The organism is Pseudomonas sp. S2_B10, assembly GCF_054668425.1.
In genome coordinates this window covers 5,376,680-5,401,143 of the sequence record NZ_CP162768.1, presented here as the reverse complement: position 1 = coordinate 5,401,143, position 24,464 = coordinate 5,376,680, and the positions used below count along the sequence as shown (strand labels likewise).

Genomic DNA, 24,464 nt, shown 5'->3' with positions numbered 1-24,464 from the left:
TGCCGCGATCACTGCTCAGCAACGCCGTGCACGGCCTTGAGAATCACCGCCGCGACTTGCGCCGGCTGCGACTGCTGCGGGACATGGCTGGACTTCACCTCGGCGAGGGTCGCACTGATGCGCTTGGCGGCAGACCGCTGGACGTCGGGATGAATCATCCGGTCTTCGGTAGCGAGCAGGTACCAGGACGGCTTGGTTTTCCAGGCCGAAACGGTGGTTTTATCTTCGAAAGCCGAGGCCTTGATCGGCCCTTGCGTGGCGGTCATGACGGCGGTCTGCGCGGCCGGCAGATCCTGAGCGAAATCCTTGGCCATGCCTTCAGCGGTGAGATAGAGGAAGCCGTTACCGTCGGCCTTGATCTGACTGATGCCCGGCGGCGTCGGCGCGCCTTTACCCTGTTCGCCACTGGTTTGCCCGGCGTCTGGCGCGAAGGCGGCGACATACACCAGAGCGCTGACTTTCTGGTCGCTGCCAGCCTCGGTGATCACCGTGCCACCCCAGGAGTGACCGACCAGCACCACCTTGCCCTGCTGGTTGTTCAGCGCGCGGCGCGTGGCGGCAACGTCGTCGGCCAGTGAGGTGAGCGGATTTTGCACAACGGTAACGGCCACGCCTTTGGCTTGCAGCAGTGGCACCACTTTGGCCCAGTCGGAACCGTCGGCGAAGGCGCCATGTACGATCAGCACCGAAGGCGTTGTATCCTGCGCGTGGCTGGCGCCGGCCATGAAGGTACTGGCCAGGGCAAAGGCGACGGTGGCGAATTTCGATTTGATTGTTTTCATTGGATGAGCTCCTGTTCGGGAGTTCAGAGTGTGCTGGCCGGCCTGCGATGTGGGCATCGGTCAATTATCCGACCCCGGGGCATTTTTCATGGATAGTGGCTTGCAACTGGACATCTCACTGGACGGCGCACTGGCAACCATCGCCCAGGTCGGTGACCTCAGCATGGGGCAACCGCTCGGTCACTCGCGGCGCGTTGCCGCTTTGGCGCGGATGCTCGCGCAGGCATGCCACGGCGCCGGTGAGCATCTGCAGGTTGCAGAGCAGATTGCCTTGCTGCGCTGGTCTGGGTGCACGGCCAACGCCGAAGGCTTTGCCGACCTGCTGGGTGACGACGTCGATGGTCGCCGCGCAATGCTCGATCTGACCTTGGGCAGTGAGCAGATGAACGCGGTGCATCAGGCAACCCCGCTGGCCGTGGTGCACTGTGAAGTGTCCGGTGCAATCGCCAAAACCCTCCAGCTCGGAACCGCCGTCGAAGCGGGCCTGTGTCGGGTGTTCGAAACCTACGACGGCACTGGCCGACCGCTCGGCGTTGCGCATGAACATATCCCAGAGGTCGCCTATCAGGTGGTCATGGCCGGTGATCTGGATATTCTCACTCGCGCTCACGGTCTGGACGCGGCGTTGCGCTGGATCAACGAGCAGTCGGATCGGCGCTATCCAGCGTCGCTGGTGTCGTTGCTGGTGGCCAATGCCAAGGCCTGGCTGGCGGATCTGGAAACGCCTTGCACAAAAGTTGAACCCGCGCCTGAGCAGCGTCGTGTCTCGCTGACTTTGGTCGGAGACGTCATTGACTTGAAGCTGCCATGGCTGGCCGGGCATTCGCGTCAGGTCGCGCATGTTGCCGTGGAAGCGGCACGCCTGTGGGGGCTGGGTGAGCCGGCTTTGGCAAACATTGGCAAGTCCGCGCTGATTTACGGTCTCGGCCGCGCAGCCGTTTCCAATCACCTATGGAATAGCCCGGGGTCGCTGCCCTACGGTGCGGCAGAGCGAGTGCGGCTGGTGCCTTACTGGACGCAACAGGCGCTCCGACCGGTTCCTGAACTGGTCGCGCCCGCCGAGATAGCCACCCACGCGTATGAACGGCTCGATGGCAGCGGCTATTTTCGCGGCGTGGCCGGTGATGCACTGAATGCCGAACATCGGCTGTTCGCCACCTCGGTCGCCTGGGTAGCGTTGAGGCAAGCCCGGCCATGGCGAGCAGCCCACGACGAAGCCGCAGCCGCCACGCTACTCAAACAGGATGCTGGTCGTGGCCTTTTCGATCACGATGTCTGCGAAGCGGTCATTGCCGCCGCCAGTGGCGAGCGCCGCCTGCGGCAACCCAAGCCTTCGCTGCTGACAGCCCGTGAGTGCCGCATTCTTCTGGAGATCAGCCGTGGCGCCAGCAACAAGCAAGTCGCGCAACTGTTGGCTATCAGTCCGAGCACGGTACGCACGCACATGGAAAGCATCTTTCGCAAATTGCAATGCTCGACCCGTGCAGCCGCCACTCTGAAGGGGCTGACACTGGGCTTGATCGCCTGAATACCGTGCCGGGTCAAGCCTGACTGGCGCGCGCCAACTCAATGAATGCCCTGGCGGCCGCAGAGGGATTGCGGCGGTTCGGGTAGTACAGGCACAACCTGTCTCGGGGCGGGGTCCAGTCCTTGAGTACCTGCACGAACTCGCCGCTGCGGATTTCGTCACGAACGTCCTGCTCCATGAAAAAGCCCAGCCCCATATCCGCCTGCACCGCCACCTTGACCACGCTCGATTCATCCAGGGTCAGCGGCCCGTTCACATCCAGACGAATGACTTCGCCGTCGCGCTCGAAATACCAAGGGAAAATCGCCCCGTTCGGCAGTCGTACGCGGATGCATCGATGCCCGGGCAGATCGGACGGCGAGCGCGGTTTGCCGTGTTGTGCAAAATACCCCGGCGAACCGACCACCGCGTAACGTTGCGGCGGGCCGACTGGCACCACAATCACATCGTTGGGCACCAGGCCTGCCGAGCGCACGCCGAAATCGAAGCCGTCAGCCACGATATCCACCAGCCGGCCTTCGGTCACAAGGTCAATGTGGACTTTCGGATGCTGCTGCAAAAACTCGATCACCAGTGGCAGCAGCGCCGAACGCGCAGCGCTGGCGAAGGCATTGATGCGCAGCGTTCCCGAGGGTCCGGCATTCTGCGATCGCACTGCATCCAGTGCCGCGCGCAAGTCGTGCAAGGCTGGCCCCACTTGCTCGAGAAACACCCTGCCCGCTTCGGTGATGGCGACGCTGCGGGTGGTGCGGTTGAACAGGCGCGATTCGAGGCGCGCTTCGAGTTGCGCAATGGTGTTGCTCAGCGCGGTGGTCGAAACGTCGAGATCAATGGCAGCCTGGCGGAACGACCCCCTGCGTGCCACCGCTATAACGGCATCCAGTTCATTAAGGGCTAAGCGATCCTGGGCCATGAATTGTCCTGTTTTCCGGGATGGGTCATTACGATTTGTCCCAGTTGAACAAACTATCTGCAGCGCAGCAAGATGACTCCAGACCATCAATCAGGAGTCAGGCAATGAACCTTCAACTTTCCAACGTCGTGCAAACGTATCTCACGGTCACCGACGAGAAAAAAATCTCCGACGCAATCCATCAATTCCTCGCGCTGGAGATCTCGCCATGCTGAATTCAGGATTGACTGGCAAACGGGTGCTCGTCACCGGCGGCACCAAGGGAATCGGCAAAGCAGTGGTCGAGTGGTTCCTGGCCGAGGACGCAAAGGTCATCACCTCGGCTCGGCAAGTGGACGTCAAAATGCCGGGCGCACTGCTGGTCGCGGCTGATCTTTCGACCCGGGAAGGTTGTGACGCACTCATCGCTGCGGTCGAACAGCAACTGGGCGGCGTCGACATAGTGATCCATGTCCTGGGTGGCTCGTCGGCCCCCGGTGGTGGTTTTGCGGCGCTGGACGAGGAACAGTGGCAACGCGAGCTCAACCTGAATCTGCTGCCGGCGGTGCGCCTTGATCGCGCCCTGCTGCCGGACATGCTCGAGCGTCGTAATGGCGTGGTGATCCATGTCACATCCATCCAGAGTAGGCTGCCACTGCCGGAATCAACGACGGCGTACGCGGCGGCCAAGGCTGCGCTGTCGACCTACAGCAAAAGCCTGTCGAAAGAAGTGTCACCCAAGGGGGTTCGCGTCGTGCGGGTCTCGCCGGGCTGGGTTGAAACCGAAGCGTCGGTGGCATTCGCCGAGCGACTCGCGCAGGAGGCAGGCACTGACTATCAAGGTGGCAAGGACATCATCATGCAGGCCCTGGGCGGTATCCCGCTCGGCCGCCCGTCGACGCCAGTTGAAGTGGCTGAGCTGATCGGGTTCCTGGCATCGCCGCGAGCAGCGTCGATCACCGGGAGTGAATTTGTGATCGACGGCGGCACCATCCCGACCATTTAGCCGCCAGTCTGCGGGTCATGGACGACCCGCAGAATCCGCACAGCACGTCTACATCCGATGCTGCTCCAGCAAAAAATCCACAAACAAGCGCACCCGCACCGGCATCGCCGCGCCGCCGACGAACACCGCATGAATCGGTTCCTCATCGCCCGGGTTGAACGCTTGCAGCAGCGGGATCAGCGCGCCGCACTGCAAGTCTTCCCTGACGGTGAACTCGCCAATCCGCGCAATTCCGGCGCCGAGTCTGGCGAACTGGGCCAGTGCTTCGCCGCTGCTGCATTCGATGTTGCCGCTGACTTTCAGCGAGAACTCCTTGCCGTCGCGGATGAACGGCCAGTTGGCTTCGGCGCGGCGGAAGTTGAAGCGCAGGCAGTTGTGCTTGAGCAGGTCTTCGGGTTGCTGAGGCGTGCCATGACGTTCCAGATAGTCGGGCGATGCCACGACCACCTGGCCGGTGTGGCCGAGCCGGCGCGCGGTCAACGGGCTGTCGGGCAGATGGCCGAAGCGTATGGCGACGTCCGCCTGGCCGGCGAGGATGTCAACGACTTCGTCGCCAAGGCTGAGGTCGACGACGATGTTCGGGTAGCGGGCGGTGAAGGCTGCGACCAGCGGCACAATGGTCAGCCGTCCATGGCCAAGGGCGGCACTGACGCGCAAGCGGCCCTTGGGTACGCCTTGATCGGTGATGGCCCCTTCCACTTCGTCCATGTCGGCGAGAATCCGCCGGGCACCGCGCAGGAAGGCCTCGCCCTCGGCGGTAAAAGTGAGTGCGCGGGTGGTGCGCAGCAGCAAGCGGGTACCAAGTCGTTGTTCCGCGCGGGCGATGATCCGACTGACCGCCGAAGGCGTCAGCCCCAGCGCACGCGCAGCTGCTGAGAGGCTGCCCTCCTGCGCCACAGTGACGAACACGCTCATTTCCCCTGACCTGCCGTTGAAGTCCATTCGTGCCTCTTGCGCAAAGGTGATTGCCAAAATCGCCATCTACCGCCTAAAAACGATGGATCGTAGCATTGGCAGCATAGATGAGGAGACTTTCCATGCGTATCAACCCACCACTTGTTGCACTCGCTGTCGGCGCCTTTGGCATCGGCGTCACCGAGTTCGCGCCGATGGGCATGTTGCCCGGCATTGCCGCCGATCTCGGCGTTTCCATTCCCGCTGCGGGGTTGCTGGTCAGTGCCTACGCCTTGGGCGTGCTGCTCGGCGCGCCGCTGATGACCCTGACCACTGGCAAGATCCCGCGGCGCTATCTGCTGATCGGGCTGATGGCGATTTTCACCCTGGGTAACCTGATGTCGGCGTTGGCCACCGATTACTCCAGCCTGATGGTCGCCAGGGTGATCACCTCGCTCAATCACGGCGCATTCTTCGGGGTTGGCTCGGTGGTGGCCGCCAGCGTGGTCGCGCCGGAAAAACGTGCCGGCGCAGTCGCGGCGATGTTCATGGGCCTGACCCTGGCGACCATTGGCGGTGTGCCGCTGGCAGCGTGGTTTGGTGAGCTGTTTGGCTGGCGCACGGCGTTCTGGGGCATTACCGGCCTCGGTGTGCTGACCATGATCGCCTTGTGGTTCGCCCTGCCCAATCTGAAAGCAGAGCAAGGCCCGGGTGCGCTGGCGGAAATACGGGTATTGGGCAGAGGTCCGGTGTTGGCCGCGCTGGCCCTGACCGTGGTCGGCTCGAGTGCGATGTTCACCGTATTCACTTACATCGCGCCGATTCTCAGCAGCGAGACCCATGCCTCCGCCGCGTTCATCACCGCCATGCTGGTACTGTTCGGCGTAGGCTTGACGCTGGGCAACATGTGGGGTGGCAAGGCTGCCGACCGTTCGATTGACCGCACCCTGATCGTGTCGCTGAGCGCATTGATTGTGGTGTTACTGGCGTTCACGGTGCTGATGCGCTGGCCGCTGCCGGCCGCCGTGGCGATTCTGATCTGGGGTATCGCCAGTTTCGCCCTGGTGCCACCGCTGCAAATGCGCGTGATGGAAGCGGCCAAGGATGCGCCCAACCTGGCTTCGGCGGTGAACATCGGTGCCTTCAATTTCGGTAACGCGATCGGCGCGGCGCTGGGTGGCGCGGTGATCAATGCCGGGCTGGGTTATCCGGCGATTTCCCTGGCCGGCGCGGCGATGGCTGGTCTGGGGTTGCTGATGGTGCTGACGTTCGCCTGGCGCTCCAGAGCCAGTGCCGCTGCGCTGGCGTAAGTCTTCGCAGCGCTACGCCCCGCCCTGCTGATACTCGCGGGGCGTGCAGCCGAACTCGCGACGGAACACCGTGTGCAGATATTGCGCAGACTTGAAGCCGCAGGCCTGGGCAATATCGGCAATCGCCGCATCGGTGTTCTTCAAACCGCTGGTAGCCGCCGCCAGTTTGAAACGCAAAATTTCGTCATGCACGCTGCAACCGCGCTCGGCGCGGAAATGCGCTTCCAGCGATGAGCGCGACACGCCGACATACGCCGCCACTTGCGCGGTCTTGATGCCCTGGCAGGCATATTGGCGGATGAACAGCAGCGCTTGCATGACGTACGGATTGCCCAGCGGTTGGTGCAGGCTCGACACCTGCACATTGACCGCATCAGGCGGAATCAGGATTTGCGTGCCGGTGGACGGCATGCCGTGGAGCATCTGGTGCAGCAATTGCGCGGCGGTGCGGCCCATGGTTTCGGTGCCCTGAATCACCGAACTCAGCGGTACGCGAGTCAGGCTGCGGGTCAGCGGGTCGTTGTCGATGCCGATCAGCGCGACCTGCTCCGGCACGGCAATGCCGGCCGTCAGGCAGGCTTGCAGCAACTGCCGAGCGCGGGCGTCGCTAACGGCGATGATGCCGATCGGTTTGGGCAGGCTGTGCAGCCAGGCGATCAGTTGCTCGACGGCACTGTCCCACAACGGTGCGCTGGTGCCCATGCCGCGATAGATCTCGGCGTGCAGGCCGTCGCGCTGCATCAGTTTGCGAAAAGCTTTTTCCCGCTCCTGCGCCCAGCGATTGGCCTGCGCTTCCGGCAGGCTGAAACAGGCAAAGCGCTGCAACCCCGCCTCGACCAGATGCGAATAAGCCAGAGTGATCAGTGCGTTGTTATCAGTGGCAACGTAGGGGATCGCTTTCGGATAGGCGCGCGCATCCTCGTAAGAACCGCCGACCGCCACCACCGGCAAATGAATGTCGGCCAGCGCCTCGCCAATCAGCGGATCGTCGAAGTCGGCAATGATGCCGTCACCCTGCCAGCGCTCGATGCCTTTCAAGCGGCAGAGAAAGTCCTCTTCCAGAAACAGGTCCCAGGAAGCGCGGGTGCTGCTCAGGTAGTTGCCGATGCCGCTGATGATTCCACGGTCGTAGATCTTGCTGCCGTTGAACAACAGGGCGATGCGGTGCACGGGCGGTAGGCTTTTCATTCAGTATCCGGATTTTGCGTAAAGCCATTCGCGAGCAGGCTCGCTCCCACACGGTTTTGTGCACGACACGAATCAAATGTGGGAGCGAGCCTGCTCGCGAAAGCGGCCTCAAATTGTTTTTGTACTGTTCCGGGCCGCCATGTTGCGGCGACGATGGACACAGACTAGGCCTGCGAGCGCTGAAGCTCAATACGCAAAATCGCACTCACGGTTGAGGCTTTTCATAATCAGCGGGCACGGGGGCGTTGCTAGTATCGAGACACCGCCAAGAACAACAAGGACAAGGTCCATGCAGTATTTCCCCAATATCGAGCCGGTTCGCTACGAAGGCCCGAACAGTGATTCGCCCCTCGCTTTTCGTCACTACGACGCCGACAAACTGATCCTCGGCAAACCCATGCGCGAACACCTGCGCATGGCCGCCTGCTACTGGCACACCTTCGTCTGGCCGGGCTCCGATGTGTTCGGCGCCGGCACCTTCAAACGCCCCTGGCAACGCAGCGGCGAGCCGATGCAACTGGCCATCGGCAAGGCTCAAGCCGCATTCGAGTTCTTCAGCAAACTGGGCATCGATTACTACTGCTTTCACGACACGGACGTCGCCCCCGAAGGCAACTCGCTGAAGGAGTACCGCGAACACTTCGCGCAAATGGTCGACCGCCTCGAACAGCATCAGGAACAAAGCGGCATCAAGTTGCTCTGGGGCACTGCCAACTGCTTCAGCAATCCACGTTTTGCCGCCGGTGCCGCGAGCAATCCCGATCCGGAAGTGTTCGCCTGCGCCGCTGCGCAAGTGTTCAGCGCAATGAACGCCACCCATCGCCTCAAAGGCTCCAACTACGTGCTGTGGGGCGGTCGTGAGGGCTACGAAACCCTGCTCAATACCGACCTGAAACGTGAGCGCGAACAACTCGGGCGCTTTATGCGCATGGTGGTCGAGCACAAGCACAAGATCGGTTTCACCGGTGACCTGCTGATCGAGCCCAAGCCCCAGGAGCCGACCAAGCACCAGTACGATTACGACAGCGCCACGGTGTTCGGCTTCCTTCAGCAGTACGGGCTGGAGAAGGAAATCAAGGTCAACATTGAGGCCAACCACGCGACCCTGGCCGGCCACAGCTTTCATCACGAAATCGCCACGGCCGCCTCGCTGGGAATTTTCGGCAGCATCGACGCCAACCGTGGCGATCCGCAGAACGGCTGGGACACCGACCAGTTCCCCAACAGCGTCGAAGAAATGACCCTGGCGACCTATGAAATCCTCAAGGCCGGCGGTTTCAAGAATGGCGGTTTCAATTTCGACTCCAAGGTGCGCCGGCAGAGCCTCGACGAGATCGACCTGTTCCACGGCCACGTCGGCGCCATTGACGTTCTGGCCCTGTCGCTGGAACGCGCCGCTGCGATGGTTGAGAACGATCAATTGCAAACCCTCAAGGACCAACGCTACGCCGGCTGGCGTCAGCCGTTCGGGCAAGCGGTGATGGCGGGCGACTTCAATCTCGAGTCGCTGGCCGAGCACGCGTTCACCAACGAACTGAACCCGCAAGCCGTCAGCGGCCGTCAGGAAATGCTCGAAAACATCGTCAACCGCTATCTCTATCGCTGATCGCCGAGACCCTCTGCCGACGCAACGACGCTGTGACAATTGCACGACAATTCTGTGCCTGCTGCGTCGGCAGATTCTCTACAGTTCTACCAGCCCGATTCATCGTCAGGCCGTGTCTTTCCAACAAAAATAAAAGGACGCACCACCATGAAGAACTTGAAACGTACGCTGTTGGCCAGTGCCCTGGCGTTGTTGGCCCTGCCGGTAATGGCCGACGCTACCCACCCGAAAATCGGTTTCTCCATTGACGATCTGCGTCTGGAACGCTGGTCTCGCGATCGCGATTACTTCGTCGCGGCGGCAGAAAAAATGGACGCCAAAGTCTTCGTGCAATCGGCCGACGCCAACGAGCAGAAGCAGATTTCGCAGATCGAAAACCTCATCTCTCGCGGCGTCGATGTGATCGTCATCGTGCCTTTCAACGCGACAGTGCTGACCAACGCCGTGGCCGAGGCGAAGAAAGCCGGAATCAAAGTGGTGTCTTACGACCGGCTGATTCTCAACGCCGATGTCGACGCCTATATCTCCTTCGATAACGAAAAGGTCGGCGAGATGCAGGCCGGCGGCGTGCTGAAAGCGGCGCCCAAGGGCAATTACTTCTTGCTGGGTGGCGCGCCCACCGACAACAACGCCAAGATCCTCCGTGAAGGCCAGATGAAGGTGCTGCAACCCGCCATCGACAAGGGCGATATCAAGATCGTTGGCCAGCAGTGGGTCAAGGAATGGAACCCGACCGAAGCGCTGAGCATTGTCGAAAATGCCCTGACCCGTAACAACAACAAAATCGACGGCATCGTCGCCTCCAACGACGCCACCGCCGGCGGCGCCATCCAGGCACTGGCCGCGCAGCAGCTGGCCGGCAAGGTGCCGATTTCCGGCCAGGACGCCGACCTCGCAGCAGTCAAACGCGTAATCGCCGGCACGCAAACCATGACCGTGTACAAACCGCTGAAACTCATCGCCTCCGAAGCGGCCAAGCTCTCGGTGCAACTGGCACGCAACGAAAAACCGGCCTACACCTCGCAGTACGACAACGGCAGCAAAAAGGTCGACACCATCCTGCTCACGCCAACGCCGTTGACCAAGGACAACATCGACTTGCTCGAACAGGACGGCTTCTACACCAAGGCGCAGATTGCCGGGCAGTGATCCGGTCGTAAATCTTGATCAGACCTGTGGGAGCGAGCCTGCTCGCGAAAGCGGAGTGTCAGTCAGTAAAGCTCTGTCTGAAAAGGCCCCTTCGCGAGCAGGCTCGCTCCCACACAGGTTCAGTGGTGTTTGAGTCCCTGGTATACGAGCCTTTTCCATGTCCGACTATCTGCTGCAAATGAACGGCATCGTCAAAACCTTCGGCGGTGTCAAAGCGCTCAACGGCATCGACATCAAGGTCCGGCCCGGCGAATGCGTGGGGCTGTGCGGCGAGAATGGTGCCGGCAAGTCGACGCTGATGAAGATCCTCTCGGCGGTCTATCCCCATGGCACCTGGGACGGTGAAATCCTCTGGGACGGGCAACCGCTCAGGGCGCAATCGATCAGCGAAACCGAAGCCGCCGGCATCGTCATCATCCATCAGGAACTGACGTTGGTTCCCGACCTGTCGGTGGCGGAAAACATCTTCATGGGCCATGAGCTGACGCTGCCCGGCGGGCGCATGAACTACCCGGCGATGATCCACCGTGCCGAAGCGTTGATGCGTGAATTGAAAGTGCCGGACATGAACGTGTCGCTGCCGGTTTCGCAGTATGGCGGCGGCTATCAGCAACTGGTGGAAATCGCCAAGGCCTTGAACAAACAGGCGCGTCTGCTGATTCTCGACGAACCCTCCTCGGCCCTGAGCCGCTCGGAAATCGAAGTGCTGCTGGACATCATCCGCGACCTCAAAGCCAAGGGCGTCGCCTGCGTCTACATCTCGCACAAACTCGATGAAGTCGCCGCCGTGTGCGACACCATTTCGGTGATCCGCGACGGCAAACACATCGCCACCACCGCCATGGCCGACATGGACATTCCACAGATCATCACGCAGATGGTCGGCCGCGAAATGAGCAACCTCTACCCCAGCGAGCCGCACGAGATTGGCGAGGTGATTTTCGAGGCGCGCCACATCACTTGCTACGACGTCGACAACCCCAAGCGTAAACGGGTCGATGACATTTCCTTCAGCCTCAAGCGCGGCGAGATTCTTGGCATTGCCGGGCTGGTCGGGGCCGGCCGCACCGAACTGGTCACCGCACTGTTCGGCGCCTACCCCGGCCGCCACGAGGGCGAAGTCTGGCTGGACGGCCAGCCAATCGACACGCGCACGCCGCTGAAAGCGATCCGCGCCGGCCTGTGCCTGGTGCCCGAAGATCGCAAGCGCCAGGGCATCATTCCGGATCTCGGTGTCGGTCAGAACATCACCCTCGCCGTGCTCGAGAGCTATTCGAAAATGACCCGCATCGATGCCGAAGCCGAGCTGGGCTGCATCGACCGGGAAATCTCCCGTCTGCATCTGAAGACCGCAAGTCCATCCCTGCCGATCACCAGCCTGTCGGGCGGTAACCAGCAGAAAGCCGTGCTGGCGAAAATGCTGCTGGCCAAACCGCGCGTACTGATTCTCGACGAGCCGACCCGAGGCGTGGACGTCGGCGCCAAGTACGAGATCTACAAATTGATGGGCGCGCTCGCCGCCGAAGGCGTGTCGATCATCATGGTTTCATCGGAACTGGCCGAAGTGCTCGGCGTCTCCGACCGCGTGCTGGTGATCGGCGAAGGCCAGTTGCGCGGCGATTTCGTCAACCATGAGCTGACCCAGGAACAGGTACTCGCCGCCGCCCTCAGCCAGCCGGGCAGCCATAACAATAATGATCGGAAAACCGCGTAAATGAATCAGGTCAAACAACTGTTCACCCGCTACAAGATGCTCGCGCTGGTATTTGCCGTGGTGCTGATCTGGCTGTTCTTCAGCTGGCAGACCGAAGGCGGTTTCCTCACCCCGCGCAATCTTTCCAACCTGCTGCGGCAGATGTCGATTACCGGAATCCTCGCCTGCGGCATGGTGCTGGTGATCATCAGCGGCGAGATCGATTTGTCGGTGGGTTCATTACTCGGTCTGCTCGGCGGCCTCGCGGCGATACTCGACGTGGTCTATCACATTCCGCTGCTGGCGAATCTCAGTCTGGTTGCCCTGTGCGGTCTGGTCATCGGGCTTGCCAACGGCTACATGGCGGCGTACTTGCGCATCCCCTCATTCATTGTCGGCCTCGGTGGCATGTTGGCGTTTCGCGGGATTTTGCTGGGGATCACCGGCGGCACCACCATCGCCCCGGTATCGCCGGAGCTGGTCTACGTCGGCCAGGGTTATCTGCCCCACGCGATCGGCACCGGCCTGGGTGTGCTGCTGTTTGTGCTGACGGTATTTCTGACCTGGAAACAACGACGCAATCGCGCCCTGCATGGCCTGGCGGCGCATTCGCTGGTACGTGATGTTGTGCGCGTGCTGGTAATCGGCGCGGTGCTGGCGGGTTTTGTTCAGACCCTCAACAGTTATGACGGTATTCCCGTGCCGGTGCTGCTGTTGCTGATTCTGCTCGGCGTGTTCAGTTACGTCACCAGCCAGACTGTGTTCGGCCGCCGGGTCTATTCGGTCGGCAGCAACATGGAAGCGACGCGCCTGTCAGGCATCAATGTGCAGGCGGTCAAGCTGTGGATTTTCGGCATCATGGGCGTGATGTGCGCCCTCGCCGGCGTGGTCAACACCGCACGCCTCGCCGCCGGCTCACCGTCCGCCGGCAGCATGGGCGAACTCGACGCCATCGCCGCCTGCTTCATCGGCGGCACCTCCATGCGCGGCGGCTCCGGCACCGTCTACGGCGCCCTCCTCGGCGCACTGGTGATCACCAGCCTGGATAACGGCATGTCGATGCTCGACGTGGATAGCTACTGGCAGATGATAGTCAAGGGCAGCATTCTGGTGTTGGCGGTCTGGGTGGATGTGAGTACGCGCACGGCGCGGCGTTGAAACGTTGCAGGTGAGTTGGTAAAACGCAAATGAGGCCTGATCACAGGCCTCACTTTTTCCTATCAACGGCGTGAACCGTCTCTTGCGACTGGCTTAAGCGTGCTTTTCCGGGTTCTGGCCAGCCCGTCAGGGCATCCACTGCCACGGCGGCTGGCACCGACGCTACATTCAAACGCCATCCACCGCCGGATAATCCCCATACCCTTCCCAACCCTGGCTGAACCAAGTGCTCATTTCGCTTTCCGCCAATGGCAACTGCCGAGCGAATCTCAGCGGCAGATCCGGATTGGCTATAAACGGCCGTCCAAACGCAATCGCATCGGCGAGCCCGGCATCCAGTTGCGCTTGTGCCCTGGCGAAACCGTAGTCCGAATTGAGGATCAGCACGCCTTTGAACACGTCGCGAATCATCCCGGCCAGTGGCGGGCGTTCGGACTTGCCGAAGGTGCCGTCCGGCGGTGGTTCGCGGACTTCCAGATGAGCGATGCTAATCGCTGACAGCACTTCGGCGGCGCGGATGAACAGCGCTTCGGGATCGCTGTCGCGGATGCCCTGCTCGTAGCTGCTTGGAGTCAAGCGCACGCCAGTGCGGTCGGCGCCGATGACTTCGGCGACCGCCTCGGTCACTTCCTTGAGCAAGCGGATACGGTTGTTGATCGAGCCGCCGTACGCATCGGTGCGAAAATTGTCGCTGTCGCGCAGGAACTGGTCGAGCAGATAGCCGTTGGCGGCGTGGATCTGCACGCCATCGAAACCCGCCTCGATTGCGTTGCGAGTGGCCTGACGAAAGTCTTCCAGCAGTGCGGGAATTTCTTCCAGCGGCAACGCACGCGCCGGTGTATACGGCTGCTTGCCGGCGTACGTATGCGCCTGTCCCGGCGCGGTGGTGACCGATGCGGAAACCGGCTGGCCGCCGCCAAGGAAACTCGGGTGCACGACCCGGCCCATGTGCCAGAGCTGCGCGATGATCCGGCCGCCAGCGCCATGCACGGCATCGGTGACCTTGCGCCAGCCGGCGACCTGTTCGGCCGACCAAATGCCTGTCGCATACGGCCAGCCCAGACCTTGCTGGCTGATGCCGATCGCTTCGGAAATGATCAGGCCGGCACTGGCGCGCTGGCGGTAATACTCGACCATCATCTCGGTCGGGACGTGCTCGCGAGTGCCGCGCGCGCGGGTCATCGGTGCCATCAGGATGCGGTTGGGCAAATCGAGCGCGCCGAGGCGCACGGAATCAAATAACGATGTCATGTTCAGGCTCTCAAAAAGGTGGGCAGGATCAAACCAGGCGTGCGCCGCCGTCGATGTTGAGCACGGCGCCGTTCATGAAGGTGTTGCTCATCAGGAAAACCACTGCCGCGCCCGCTTCTGCAGCTGTGCCGAGGCGATGCAGGGGCAGCACCTGCTCAAGAGAAGCGACAAATGCATCCCGCCCCTCGCCCAGTGCCTTGCCCAGAATCGGGGTGTTGATCGGGCCGGGCGAAAGCGTGTTGACTCGCACCGGTGCCAACTCAAGGGCCAGACCGCGAGCCAGTGCTTCCATGGCTGCCGAGGCGGCGGCGAGTACGGCGGTGCCGTAGGCATTCGGGCGATCAGCGAGAGAACCGGAGATAAACGTGATCGAGCCGTCTTTTGCCAGCCTGTCGCCAAGGACCCGAATCGCATTGATCGATGCCCAGATGCGTTCGTCGAACGCGCGGTGCAGATAATCGAGATCAGCCGCGCGCACGGTGCCAGCGACAAACGTGCCGGCGAGCAGAACGAGGTGATCGACCTGAAGGATATCGGCCAGTGCAGTATCGAGAGCCTGGCTATCGGTCACGTCGGCCGCGCGCCAGCCATCGAGCCCGTGCTCGCTGGCGGCCTGCTCGGCACGTGCAGCGTTCGAGCCGATGACGATGACCTTGGCGCCAGCGGCTTTCGCTTGCACCGCAGCGGCCAGGCCGATGCCGGAGGTGCCGCCGAAAATGACCACGGTTTTGTCGGTGAGTGTGGAAGGCAGGGTTTGGCTGATGTTCATGCTGAGTCTCCGTCTGGAACACCTGAATGGCGTTCGATGGGCAAAGACTACGTTTTGGAAGCCACATTGATAATTGGGCCAGAAGTCGCTTTACTAGTGCCATGAAGGCACAAATTGGATTGGATCGTTTAACCGGGCTCATCGCCTTTGCACGGGCGGCTTCGCTGGGCAGCTACACGGCTGCCGCTCGGGCACTGTCGGTGTCGCCGTCGGCCATCAGCAAAAGCGTGCAACGGCTCGAAGAGCATTTCGGCCTGATGCTGTTTACTCGCACCACGCGCTCGCTGGTACTCACCCCGGAGGGCCGTGATCTATACGAACGGGCGCTGCGGATTCTGCGCGAAGTCGAAGACATCGATCAGGCCGCCGTTGCTTCACGCGCTGAGCCATCGGGCGTATTGAAGGTCACCGCGCCGTTGCCGATTGGACTGAATATCCTCGCGCCGGCCCTGCCGAGATTTCGCGAGCAATATCCAAAGGTGACGATCGATCTACGACTCGGCGATCAGTATGCCGACCTCATCGAACAAGGCATCGACGTCGCGGTTCGGGTTGGCAATCTTGCGGATTCGCGACTGATTTCTCGCCCGCTGGGCCCGCATCGAATCGGTGCGTTCGCATCACCGGACTATCTGCAGCGCAAGGGTACTCCGCTTACGGCCGAGGATCTCGCCGAGCATGAGTGCGTGAATTTCCGCTATCAAAGCACCGGGCAGAGTTTGCGCTGGCCGTATCTAGCCGGTGACAGACAGTTGGAACTGGCACCCGACGCGGCCTTCACCGTTGATGCCAGCGATGCGGTCGCGGCGGTGCTGGCTGCCGGCGGCGGCATCGGTATTTCGCCGCACTACGTAGCGGCGGCGTATGTTCGTCGGGGCGAACTGGTCCCGGTGCTGCCACAGTTCACCGTCGAACGCTTCGCCATTACCGCGTTGTGGCCGGAGAGCCGTCGCGGTAGCCCGAATGTCAAAGCGTTCACGGCGTTTTTGCTTGAGTTGTTCCCTGCAACGCCGCCTTGGGATGAGGTCATCCAGACGTACGTAGAGGGTTCAGGTCCGGCCTGACGGTTCATAGCGAACGTTTTGCAATCCACTGCTTGTACTGTCCGGTGCGAAAGAACATCGCCAACTGTTGTGACAGCAATCGCGCAACCTACTGTGGAAACTGGCTTGCTCGCGAAAGCGCTCTGCCGGTCGCCATCCGTGTTGACCGTTCTGGCCCCTTCGCGAGCAAGCTCGCTCCCACAGGTTTTTTGGCATGGCTGGGGATTGGTGGCGTGCCAGCACCGACTGGTTTTCGTCAGTGCGCCAATTCTCATCGTCCCGCCCCCAGTCCATAACCTTTGAACTGACTTGAAACCTGTACGCGTCGGCAGGCCAATCAAGCGCTCACGTTGCCCGAATCACTTATGCACAAGCAGCGACTTGCGCGCTGCCTTGTCCTGCTTCATGGCGGCGATTTCCCGCTCGCACGCTTCGACATCGAAGGAGTTGTCCCACTTGGCAATGGCAATGGTGCCGATGCCGTTGCCGATCAGGTTGGTCACCGCTCGCGCCTCGTTGAGGAAGCGGTCGATGCCCAACAGCAACACCAGGCCCACCAGAGGTATGGAGTGAATGGTGGTGAGCGTGGCCGCCAGGGTCACGAACCCTGCTCCCGCCACCCCGGCCGAGCCCTTGGACGTGAGTAGAAATACGCCAAGCAGAATCATCTGATCCATGAAGGTCAGCGGCGTGTTGGTCGCCTGGGCGATGAAGATCGCCGCCATGGTCAGGTAAATGCAGGTGCCGTCCGCGTTGAAGGTGTAGCCCGTCGGCAGGACCATGCCGACCACGGATTTCTTGCAGCCGAGCTTTTCCAGTTTGACCATCATTCGCGGCAGTACCGCTTCGGTCGAACAGGTGCCCAGGGTGATCAGGATTTCATCTTTGAAATAACGCAGAAACTGCATCAGCGGCATGCCCGACCATCGCGCCACCGCGCCCAGTACCACGACGATGAAGATCAGCGTGGTGATGTACAGCGCGACCAGCAACTGCCCCAGCGACAGCAGAGTGCCGATGCCGTATTTGCCGATGGTGAATGCCATGCCGGCGCCCGCGCCCAACGGCGCCAGGCGCATGACCATCGCGACGATTTTGAACAGACCTTGCAGGAACAGATCGATGGTGTTGATCAGCGGTTTGCTGGTTTCGCCCATTTGCACCAAGGCGACGCCCATCAGCACCGACAACAGAATCACTTGCAGCATAACGCCATTGGAGAAAGCGCCGAGGAATGTGTGCGGAATGATATTGAGGAAGAATTCGACGAGGCCGCCCTGCTCGCTCGCCGCCTGGCTGTATTTGTTGACAGCGCTGCCATCGAGGGTGCCGGCGTTGATGTTCATGCCGGCGCCGGGCTTGACCACGTTGACTACGATCAGGCCGACCACCAGAGCGATGGTGGAAAGAATCTCGAAGTAGATCAGCGCTTTCACACCGATCCGTCCGACCTCCTTGATACTGCCCATCTTGGCGATACCGACCACCACCGTGCCGAAAATGATCGGCGCCAGAAGCATCTTGATCAGTTTGATGAAACCGTCGGCAAACGGCTGCAGCTTGGCGCCGATGTCCGGCACGAAGTACCCGATGGCAGCGCCGATGACGATGCCGATCAGCACTTGCACATAGAGCTGGCTGTACCAGCGTGATTTTGAAGTTTCCACGGAAGCACCTCATTTTATTGTTGTGGTGGGCATGTGGCTTTGGCGTCGAGGAAGACGCCCGAAGATGCGGCCTCGGAAATCGAGGCCGCAGATGAAACCGAATCAGCCCTCGCCCAGTTCGCGCATGACGGCATACAGCGCAGACTTGGCTTCGAAGCCGACGCCCGGAATATCCGGCAGCCCGACGTAGCCGTTTTCTACGCGGATGCCATCGGCAAAACCGCCGAAGGGCTGGAACACGTCCGGGTACGATTCGTTGCCGCCCAGGTGCAGACCAGCGGCGATGTTCAGCGACATCTGGTGACCGCCATGTGGCACCACGCGGCGCGAAGACCAACCCAGCTCTTCCATCACTTTCAGGGTGCGCATGTACTCGACGAGACCGTAGGACAGCGCGCAGTCGAATTGCAGGTAATCGCGGTCAGGACGCATGCCGCCGTGGCGCAACAGGTTGCGGGCGTCCTGGTGAGAGAACAGGTTTTCGCCGGTGGCCATCGGCAGTTCGTAGTGATTGGCCAGCTCGGCCTGGAGCGCATAATCCAGCGGGTCGCCGACTTCTTCGTACCAGAACAGGTTGTACTTCTTGATCGCTTCGGCGTACGCGATACCGGTCTGCAGATCGAAGCGGCCGTTGGCATCGACCGCCAGGCGCTGGCCGTCGCCCACCACTTCGAGCACCGCCTCAATGCGGCGGATATCTTCGTCCAGCGGCACCGCGCCGATCTTCATCTTGACCACGTCGTAGCCACGGTCCAGGTAGCTCTGCATTTCGGCCTTGAGTTTGCTCTGGTCCTTGCCTGGGTAGTAATAACCGCCCGCCGCATACACCCAGACTTTGTCATCGGCCACACCGTTGCGATAACGATCGGCGAGCAGGCGATACAGCGGCTTGCCTTCAATCTTCGCCACCGCATCCCACACCGCCATATCGATGGTGCCGACCGCTACTGAACGCTCGCCATGCCCGCCCGGTTTTTCGTTGGTCATCAGGGTTTTCCAGATGGCGAACGGATCGAGGTTATTGTTCTCGTGATCGATCAGGGTTTCCGGGTCGGCTTCAGTGATCCGCGCCAGAAAACGGTCGCGCATCAATGCGCCCTGGCCGTAGCGACCGTTAGAGTTGAAACCGTAACCGATGACCGGCTTACCATCGCGAATCACGTCGGTAATGACCGCGACGACCGAGCAGGTCATCTTCGAAAAGTCGATGTAGGCATTGGCGATCGGGGAAGCGATGGAGACGGTTTTTTCACGGATATCGACGATACGCATGACGGGTTCCTCTTGTTGTGGTGGGCCAACGTTATGCGTTGCGACGACACCCGCCCAATGCTATTAATGCCGCGCCCTATGCACAGGAGGCATTGCCCTTGGAACTGGTTTGGCTTGAGGATTTTTCAGCGCTGGCCGAATACGGCAGCTTTGTCCGGGCCGCCGAAGCGCGCCATGTGACGCAGCCGGCGTTCAGTCGCCGAGTGCGCTCGCTGGAGAACTGGATGGGCGTGGAATTGTTCGTGCGCACTCCGCAGGGCGCGACGCTGACCGAGGCCGGCAGGCAGATTTTGCCCAGCGCTCAGGAAGCGGCCAGACGCCTGTACCGCATGCGCTCCGAGGCTCAGGAAGTGGCTGGCATGGCGGCGAAAACCTTGCAGTTCGCTGCCACTCACTCGCTGTCATTCACCTTCTTCCCGCGCTGGTTGCGCAGTGCCGAAAGTGGCGCGCCGATCGATGCGGTTCGCCTGCATTCCGACAGCATGGCCGTGTGCGAACAGATGCTGATTCATGGCCAGGTGCAGTTCCTGCTATGCCATCGCCACCCCGACGTTCCGCCATTACTGGCGCCTGATCAGTTCATTGGCAAGAAGGTCGGCGAGGACGTACTTGTGCCGCTGGCGAGTGCTTCAGCCCAGTTCGGCACGTCGCCTGAAACCCTGCCCTATCTGGCCTACACCCACGAATCCGGCCTGGGCCGAATCGTCGCCCACAGGCTACACGGCAAGGCCGATTATCTGCATTTGAAACCGCTGTTCAGCAGCCATCTGGCGGCAGTGCTGATGTCGATGGCGCTGGAAAGCAAAGGCGTCGCCTGGCTGCCGAAAAGCCTGACCGAACAGGAAATGGCCGACGGGCGCCTGGTCAGGGCGCTGGATGACAGTTGGGACATTCCACTGGAAATACACCTGACTCGCCCGACCGCACCGATCAGCCCTTCGGCGGAGGAATTCTGGGCGAAGCTGGGAGAGTAACTCTATCGAGCAGCCCCTCACCCCAGCCCTCTCCCGAGGGAGAGGGAGCCGATTTGGGTGCTGTTCAAGAACTGAGTTCGACCCGGTATTTCAGGTCGGCGAATTTCTACTAAACACCTCGGTCAGTCCCCTCTCCCTCCGGGAGAGGGCTAGGGTGAGGGGCTTTGGGCCTTTGATTCGATTAGGCGACCGTCAGCCCCGTCCATTGCTCCGACAACCCCCAAAGTCGCTCAGCCAGCTCAGCATCCGCCGCCCATTTCGCAACACCCTTGCGGCCTGCTTCCGGTTCATTGACCGGCGCAACATTGCAGTCTTCGCAATACACGCCGCCCAAATCCGCAAGCAATGCACTGGTCGCACACCACAATCCCGTCGCGGCGCCCTGCTCCAGCGTTTTCAGACCGTTGTGGGCATCCAGCCGTGGCCGGCCCTGCTCATCCAGCGCATCGAATGCGGCAAGTTCCGCCGTGCTCAAGTGCCGTGCCAGATCCGTCAGAATCTGCCCCGGATGCAATGAGAACGCACGAACGCCATGACTGCGCCCGCGACGATCGAGCGCCATGGCGAACAAGGCATTGGCCGTTTTCGACTGACCATACGCGACCCATTTGTCATACGGCCGTTGCAGGAAATCAATGTCGTCAAAGTCGATCCCGGCAATCTGGTGCCCGCGCGATGACACTGACAGCACCCGCGCCTGTCCAGCTTTGACCAGCGCCGGCCAAAGGCCGCAGGTCAGGCGATAGTGGCCCAAGTGATTGGTCGCGAACTGGCTTTCATGGCCATCGGCATCGCGCAGCAACGGCGCGGCCATGACTCCGGCGCAGTTGATCAGTAATGACACTCGCTGACCCGCGCTGACCACGCTGTGGCTGAACGCCGCCACCGATTCAGCCTGCATGAGGTCCATGGGCAGCACGCGGACACCGTCAACACCCGCCAATGCCACCTCTGCCCGCTCCGTATCTCTGGCCGGCACAATGACCTGCGCTCCTGCCGCCGCGAGGCTTTTCACCGTCAGCAGACCCAGGCCGGAATAGCCGCCGGTGACCACCGCGAGCTGCCCGCGCAGATCGATGCCGGCCATGACTTCAGCCGCTGTGCTCGCGGCGTTGAACGGTGATTGCACAGGTTGTTGGAGCGTAGCCATGAGCCTTAATCCTGAGTGAGCTATCGAAGGCCTTCATTCTTGGCTAAGCTCTCGGGACAAACCAGTCTGATAAATCCAGGTTTCTGTCGTGATCATCCAAAATCCTGCTGGCGATCCGCTTTCTGCCGTATTGGCGCTCTCCGAGTTGCAAGCAGCCTGCTCGGTTCGCTTGCAAGCGGGAGGCGTCTGGGCGCTGCGATTTCAACCCATCGAACTGAAATTCAACGTGGTGCGACGAGGCGAATGCTGGTTGCGCATGCAGGGCTTGCCGGCGCAGTTGCTGCGGGCCAGCGACTGCTTTGTGGTGTCGCGCACGCCGTTTATTCTGGCCAGCGGCGCCGACGTCGAGGCGGTGAATGCAGCGGATGTTTTTGCCCATGACGGCGTCTCGGCGACGTTTGGCGTCGGCGAGGAAGTCGAGCTGCTGGGCGGCAGCGTGTCGCTATCGGGACCCGGCGCAACCGAACTGCTCGACGTGCTGCCGACCTCGCTGATCATTCGCGCCGAGGCCACAGGTGCCTCGTCGTTCGGTTGGCTGCTGGATGAACTGGAGCGCGAGTGGCCATCACACCAGGCCGGCTCGCAGGCGATGTGCAACGACCTGCTGCGGCTGATCTTCATCCATGCGCTGCGCCATCACATCAACAGCGCGGATGCCGAACAATTGTCCTGGCTGGGCGGGCTACGGGAACCGGCGATTGCCGGCGTCTTGCGCGCCGTTCACGCTGCCCCGGAAAAACCTTGGCGCCTGACGCAAATGGCCGAGATTGCCTGCATGTCGCGATCGGGTTTCGCCGCGTTATTCAAAACTTGCATGGGTGTAGCGCCGGTCGAATATGCCACGCGCTGGCGGATGCGCGTGGCCGCGTTTCGCTTGCGCAATGGCCGGGACACTGTGGCGACCATTGCTGCTTCACTGGGCTATCTGTCCGACGCGGCGTTTGGCGCGGCCTTCCGCCGCGTGCACGGCATATCGCCGGGCCAATACCGCCGCGATCCACTCCTGTAGCCCAATGATCAAGGTTATGATCGCGACAATTGCCGCCAGGGACATCCGCTGATGCCTGCCATGAAAACCCGCCCTACCCCCGCGCCATTGCTCAAGCCAGGCGAAACCGTGGTGCTGTTCGACGGTGTGTGCAAACTGTGCAACGGCTGGGCGCGCTTTCTGATTCGCCATGACCATCAACGCCATGTGCGTCTGGCGACCGTGCAATCGCCCGAAGGCCAGGCCTTGCTGGCGTGGGCCGGCTTGCCCCTGGATGAGTTCGACACCATGGCGGTGATCCGCGACCGCAATTATTGGGAGCGATCAGATGCATTCCTTGAAGTGGTCGGGCAACTGCCGATGCGCTGGCAGCCGTTGAAACTGCTGTGCATCTTCCCGCGTCGTCTGCGCGACTGGGCTTACGATCGGATCGCGCTGAACCGCTATCGGCTGTTCGGCAGGTACGACACTTGTCTGCTGCCAACAGCGGATGATGAAAGCCGCTTTCTAAAAGCCCACGGCTGACCCGACCAGTTGCACCGGTGTCATCTTCGTCACCATCATCAGCACGATGACAAACATCCCGGCGAACCCGGCGATGCCCATCCAGAACCACCAGCGGTAAGTGCTTGCAAAGCGATCATCCAGAGGCAGGCCACTCTCGCCCGCGCTCAGCGCCATCTTCTGCAGACGCTTTTGCAATACCAGTACAGGCAGCCACAGTGCGCCTACGCAGAAGAAAATGATCAGCGACGTCAGCAGCCACTCACTGCTCATCGAAAGCCCGGAAAGCCGCATCAGCAGATAGCCGGTAATGACCTGAACAATCCCTGCCGGCGTGGTGATCCACGTATCGAAACGCACCACCATCCTTGCGACATGGGCGATCACTTGCGGGTTGCCGCTGCGGCTGGCGGCGATCAGGTAGAGGTAGGAACCCATGCCGAATCCGAAGAGGAAAATCGCCGCGATTACATGCAGGTACTTCAGGCAGAGATAGAGCATCTCAACGCTGTCCATCGGAGAATTGAACCGACAGGCTCAAGTTGGCCGGATCGTTGATCGCCGCCAGATATTCCTCAACGCTGATTTCGCCAACACACGGCCGCGCGCCGGCCTGCGGCACATAACCCCGAGCCATTTTGGTTGCGAGGGCGACGGCGGCGCAGCTGGGGATTTCCGGGCCTTTGTCATTCAGTGCGGTGAGTTGCGCGGTCATGCTCAGCGGCTGGTCGTCAACCCCGATGCCTTGAACATCGATGTACATCGCGCTTTTGCCATCACCGAAGCGTTCGAACCACGTGCCCAGTCGATGCAGACGCGCCGCCCAGCGCACATGATCGCGCACCAGCCCGAAGCGCAAGGCTTTCGCCAGCAAGGCATTGGCGACGCCGCCGAGCTTCAGGCCGGCGCCAGCCTTGAAGCGCAGCGTCTGTGCGCCATAGCGGCGTGCGAAAATATCCATGTCAGGCACATCGACATTGGCCAGCACCCGCGTGCCCAGTTGCGGCATGCTGCGCAGGGTCAGATCGAGCCAACCCAATACTTCGTGATCCTGGCCGTTTTTCAACTGCCTGATCGGTTTGCCGGCATAAGCGAGCACGCCTTCGACCGTGGACAGCCCCGGCATTTTTGCCGAGGAAGAAATGCCATGCTCGATCGAGTCGATTCGCGCAAAACGTGAGCGCTGCTGATCGATGATCGCCGAAGACAAGGTCGGCACCGAACTGCAACCGCTGAGCACGGCCACACCAGCCTCCCTGGCGCGGGCGTCGAGCACATCAATGCCGTTGACGAAGGTGCGGCAGTCAGCCAGATCGCAATAATTCACACCGGCGCCGATGCAGCTTTCAGCAACTGCGTAGGATTGCCCCTGAAACGGCCCGCCGGTGTGCACCACCAACTGAACATTCAACTCTCGCAACGCCGCTTGAAAACCTGCGCCCATTGCATCGCCGCACCACCCTCCGCACGGACGGCCTGATTGCGCTTGCAGCTCAGCGACCTTGATTTGCAACTTGCGTGCATCGCGGCCCGACAACAGCAGTTCAATCTCTGGCATGAGCGCCAGATGCCGACACACGATACTGCCGAAATTGCCGTAACCACCGACAACCATCACCCTGAATGCCATTGCCCTGTCC

At 61.3% G+C, this 24,464-nt stretch carries 22 protein-coding genes; 11 read left to right on the top strand and 11 right to left on the bottom strand.

Translation table 11 applies throughout. From position 1 onward, the window contains the following. Positions 1-8: 8 nt before the first annotated feature. Positions 9-782 carry an alpha/beta fold hydrolase gene (locus tag AB4O45_RS24140; protein WP_460160659.1) on the bottom strand — a complete coding sequence of 258 codons (774 nt, stop codon included), beginning with the start codon at positions 780-782 and terminating at the stop codon, positions 9-11. 88 nt (positions 783-870) lie between these two features. Here AB4O45_RS24140 and AB4O45_RS24135 point away from each other — a divergent pair, with 88 nt between their 5' ends. After that, a complete protein-coding gene (locus AB4O45_RS24135; RefSeq protein ID WP_460160658.1) occupies positions 871-2,310 on the top strand; it encodes an HD domain-containing phosphohydrolase in 1,440 nt (479 codons plus the stop codon). Positions 2,311-2,323: 13 nt separating this feature from the next. On the opposite strand, the gene AB4O45_RS24130 is transcribed toward AB4O45_RS24135, so the two are convergent. Next, entirely contained in the window at positions 2,324-3,223 is a 900-nt protein-coding gene (locus AB4O45_RS24130) for a LysR family transcriptional regulator (RefSeq protein ID WP_076563309.1), read from the bottom strand. Positions 3,224-3,431: 208 nt separating this feature from the next. On the opposite strand from AB4O45_RS24130, the gene AB4O45_RS24125 reads away from it, so the two are divergent. Continuing rightward, the gene (locus AB4O45_RS24125) at positions 3,432-4,208 is read left to right on the top strand and encodes an SDR family oxidoreductase (RefSeq protein WP_460160657.1); all 777 of its coding nucleotides are present in this window, start codon (positions 3,432-3,434) and stop codon (positions 4,206-4,208) included. Between the two features lie 48 nt (positions 4,209-4,256). Here AB4O45_RS24125 and AB4O45_RS24120 read toward each other — a convergent pair whose 3' ends face one another. After that, on the bottom strand, positions 4,257-5,150 hold the full coding sequence (locus tag AB4O45_RS24120) for a LysR family transcriptional regulator (RefSeq protein WP_095179644.1): 894 nt from the start codon (positions 5,148-5,150) through the stop codon (positions 4,257-4,259). Positions 5,151-5,245: 95 nt separating this feature from the next. On the opposite strand from AB4O45_RS24120, the gene AB4O45_RS24115 reads away from it, so the two are divergent. Next, positions 5,246-6,412: an MFS transporter gene (locus AB4O45_RS24115; protein WP_460160656.1), complete on the top strand. Its 1,167-nt coding sequence runs from the start codon at positions 5,246-5,248 to the stop codon at positions 6,410-6,412. Between the two features lie 12 nt (positions 6,413-6,424). Here AB4O45_RS24115 and AB4O45_RS24110 read toward each other — a convergent pair whose 3' ends face one another. Beyond that, positions 6,425-7,600, bottom strand: a complete 1,176-nt coding sequence (locus tag AB4O45_RS24110) for a XylR family transcriptional regulator (RefSeq protein ID WP_016774329.1) — start codon at positions 7,598-7,600, stop codon at positions 6,425-6,427. A gap of 289 nt (positions 7,601-7,889) precedes the next feature. On the opposite strand from AB4O45_RS24110, the gene xylA reads away from it, so the two are divergent. The 4 genes from xylA (at position 7,890) to AB4O45_RS24090 (ending at position 13,206) form a co-directional block, all read left to right on the top strand. Next, entirely contained in the window at positions 7,890-9,206 is a 1,317-nt protein-coding gene (gene xylA / locus AB4O45_RS24105) for a xylose isomerase (protein ID WP_460160655.1), read from the top strand. 147 nt (positions 9,207-9,353) lie between these two features. After that, entirely contained in the window at positions 9,354-10,355 is a 1,002-nt protein-coding gene (gene xylF / locus AB4O45_RS24100; RefSeq protein WP_016774327.1) for a D-xylose ABC transporter substrate-binding protein, read from the top strand. 157 nt (positions 10,356-10,512) lie between these two features. Continuing rightward, the gene (gene xylG, locus AB4O45_RS24095; protein WP_039758957.1) at positions 10,513-12,069 is read left to right on the top strand and encodes a D-xylose ABC transporter ATP-binding protein; all 1,557 of its coding nucleotides are present in this window, start codon (positions 10,513-10,515) and stop codon (positions 12,067-12,069) included. Continuing rightward, positions 12,070-13,206: a sugar ABC transporter permease gene (locus AB4O45_RS24090; RefSeq protein WP_076563313.1), complete on the top strand. Its 1,137-nt coding sequence runs from the start codon at positions 12,070-12,072 to the stop codon at positions 13,204-13,206. It abuts the gene before it with no gap. Positions 13,207-13,374: 168 nt separating this feature from the next. Here AB4O45_RS24090 and AB4O45_RS24085 read toward each other — a convergent pair whose 3' ends face one another. Continuing rightward, positions 13,375-14,457, bottom strand: coding sequence for an alkene reductase (locus AB4O45_RS24085; protein ID WP_406228845.1), 1,083 nt, complete (start codon positions 14,455-14,457; stop codon positions 13,375-13,377). A 28-nt stretch (positions 14,458-14,485) separates the two neighbouring features. Next, a complete protein-coding gene (locus AB4O45_RS24080; RefSeq protein WP_056784894.1) occupies positions 14,486-15,226 on the bottom strand; it encodes an SDR family oxidoreductase in 741 nt (246 codons plus the stop codon). 119 nt (positions 15,227-15,345) lie between these two features. Here AB4O45_RS24080 and AB4O45_RS24075 point away from each other — a divergent pair, with 119 nt between their 5' ends. After that, a complete protein-coding gene (locus AB4O45_RS24075; protein WP_256808770.1) occupies positions 15,346-16,290 on the top strand; it encodes a LysR family transcriptional regulator in 945 nt (314 codons plus the stop codon). 338 nt (positions 16,291-16,628) lie between these two features. Here the strand turns inward: AB4O45_RS24075 and dctA are convergent, their stop codons facing one another. Together dctA and AB4O45_RS24065 are read right to left on the bottom strand one after the other, a co-directional pair. Continuing rightward, complete coding sequence (gene dctA / locus AB4O45_RS24070; RefSeq protein WP_423661696.1) at positions 16,629-17,936, bottom strand: C4-dicarboxylate transporter DctA; 1,308 nt, start codon at positions 17,934-17,936, stop codon at positions 16,629-16,631. Between the two features lie 102 nt (positions 17,937-18,038). After that, on the bottom strand, positions 18,039-19,208 hold the full coding sequence (locus tag AB4O45_RS24065; protein WP_024012582.1) for a mandelate racemase/muconate lactonizing enzyme family protein: 1,170 nt from the start codon (positions 19,206-19,208) through the stop codon (positions 18,039-18,041). A gap of 98 nt (positions 19,209-19,306) precedes the next feature. Between AB4O45_RS24065 and AB4O45_RS24060 the strand changes: the two genes are divergently transcribed. Continuing rightward, positions 19,307-20,182, top strand: coding sequence for a LysR family transcriptional regulator (locus AB4O45_RS24060; RefSeq protein ID WP_056784881.1), 876 nt, complete (start codon positions 19,307-19,309; stop codon positions 20,180-20,182). Positions 20,183-20,363: 181 nt separating this feature from the next. Here the strand turns inward: AB4O45_RS24060 and AB4O45_RS24055 are convergent, their stop codons facing one another. Then, positions 20,364-21,332, bottom strand: a complete 969-nt coding sequence (locus tag AB4O45_RS24055; RefSeq protein ID WP_460160654.1) for an oxidoreductase — start codon at positions 21,330-21,332, stop codon at positions 20,364-20,366. An 88-nt stretch (positions 21,333-21,420) separates the two neighbouring features. On the opposite strand from AB4O45_RS24055, the gene AB4O45_RS24050 reads away from it, so the two are divergent. Together AB4O45_RS24050 and AB4O45_RS24045 are read left to right on the top strand one after the other, a co-directional pair. After that, positions 21,421-22,341 carry an AraC family transcriptional regulator gene (locus tag AB4O45_RS24050; RefSeq protein WP_460160653.1) on the top strand — a complete coding sequence of 307 codons (921 nt, stop codon included), beginning with the start codon at positions 21,421-21,423 and terminating at the stop codon, positions 22,339-22,341. Positions 22,342-22,392: 51 nt separating this feature from the next. Further along, positions 22,393-22,845, top strand: coding sequence for a thiol-disulfide oxidoreductase DCC family protein (locus AB4O45_RS24045; protein ID WP_460160652.1), 453 nt, complete (start codon positions 22,393-22,395; stop codon positions 22,843-22,845). On the opposite strand, the gene AB4O45_RS24040 is transcribed toward AB4O45_RS24045, so the two are convergent. After that, positions 22,828-23,325 (bottom strand): DUF2269 family protein, encoded by a 498-nt coding sequence (locus tag AB4O45_RS24040; RefSeq protein ID WP_460160651.1) that lies wholly within the window; start codon positions 23,323-23,325, stop codon positions 22,828-22,830. The two genes, AB4O45_RS24045 and AB4O45_RS24040, sit on opposite strands and share 18 nt — an antisense overlap. A 1-nt stretch (position 23,326) precedes the next feature. Next, positions 23,327-24,454 (bottom strand): saccharopine dehydrogenase family protein, encoded by a 1,128-nt coding sequence (locus tag AB4O45_RS24035; protein ID WP_460160650.1) that lies wholly within the window; start codon positions 24,452-24,454, stop codon positions 23,327-23,329. Positions 24,455-24,464 lie beyond the last annotated feature (10 nt).